Consider the following 1,138-nt stretch of genomic DNA (forward strand, 5'->3'; position numbering starts at 1 on the left):
GGCGCGGTCGTCGAGGGCGGGCCGGGGCAGCGCGACCTCATGGACTCCGTCGACCGCAGACTGCGCGGCGGCGCGCACGGCCCGGACCACACCGAGATGCTGCGCCACTGCCAGTGCATCGTCTCCGACGACCTGGCCGGCAGCGGGTACGCGTACCTGCGCGACGGCCGGGTGGAACTGCTGGCGGCGACGTCGCGGCGGATCGCGGCACGGCTGCTGACGGCGGCGCTGCTGAGCCTGGCGCCGGGGGTGACGGCGCGGGTCGCGGACCTGACGGCGGACCAGGAGTGGGCGGTGGACGTGGGCCTGGCGGCGGGCCTGGAGCTGACGACGGCGGGCTACGTATGCGTACGGGGCATGCGCCCCCCGGCGCCGTACATCCCGTCGGGGCTGTTCCTGTAGCCGGACGGACCCGGAGCCCTGTCTAGCTGCCGGGGCGGACGAGGCCCGACTCGTAGGCCAGGACCACCAGTTGGGCCCGGTCGCGCGCGCCCAGTTTGGCCATCGTGCGGTTGACGTGGGTCTTCACCGTCAGCGGGCTGACCTCCAGCCGGCCGGCGATCTCGTCGTTCGCCAGCCCGCGCGCCACCAGGCCCAGCACCTCGCGCTCCCGGCTCGTCAGGGCGGCGAGGCGGTCCGGGGCCGGCCGGCGGCCGGTGGCGTCGGGGGTGCCGCCCGGCGAGGTGTCGCCGCCGGCGAGGAAGCGGGCGATCAGCCCCTTCGTCGCCGTGGGCGACAGCAGCGCGTCGCCGTCCGCCGCCACCCGGATCGCGGCCAGCAGCTCGCCGGGCTCCGCGCCCTTGCCGAGGAAGCCGGACGCGCCGGCGCGCAGGGCCTCGACGACGTAGTCGTCGACCTCGAAGGTCGTCAGGATCACCACGCGCACGTGGCGCAGGCCGTCGTCCTCGGAGATCGTGCGGGTGGCGGTCAGGCCGTCGGTGCCGGGCATCCGGATGTCCATGAGGACCAGGTCCGCGCCCGTCTCGCGGACGAGCCGCACCGCCTCCGCGCCGTCGCCCGCCTCGCCGACGACCTCCATGTCCGGCTCGGAGTCGACCAGGACGCGAAACGCGCTGCGCATCAGCGCGTGGTCGTCCGCCAGCACCACCCGGATCGGCCGCGTCCGCGGCGGCGGGAC

1 protein-coding gene and 1 pseudogene are annotated in these 1,138 nt (G+C 76.0%); one reads left to right on the forward strand and one right to left on the reverse strand.

Annotation, left to right across the window (positions count from 1 at the left end; translation table 11 throughout):
- A pseudogene (locus H5J30_RS34775) lies at positions 1-402 on the forward strand (GNAT family N-acetyltransferase); the annotation flags it as partial.
- 22 nt (positions 403-424) lie between these two features.
- Here H5J30_RS34775 and H5J30_RS34780 read toward each other — a convergent pair.
- Positions 425-1,114: a response regulator gene (locus tag H5J30_RS34780; RefSeq protein ID WP_309505726.1), complete on the reverse strand. Its 690-nt coding sequence runs from the start codon at positions 1,112-1,114 to the stop codon at positions 425-427.
- Between the last annotated feature and the right edge of the window lie 24 nt (positions 1,115-1,138).

It is taken from the genome of Streptomyces phytophilus (assembly GCF_013870535.1).
Taxonomy (GTDB): Bacteria; Actinomycetota; Actinomycetes; order Streptomycetales; family Streptomycetaceae; genus Streptomyces; species Streptomyces phytophilus.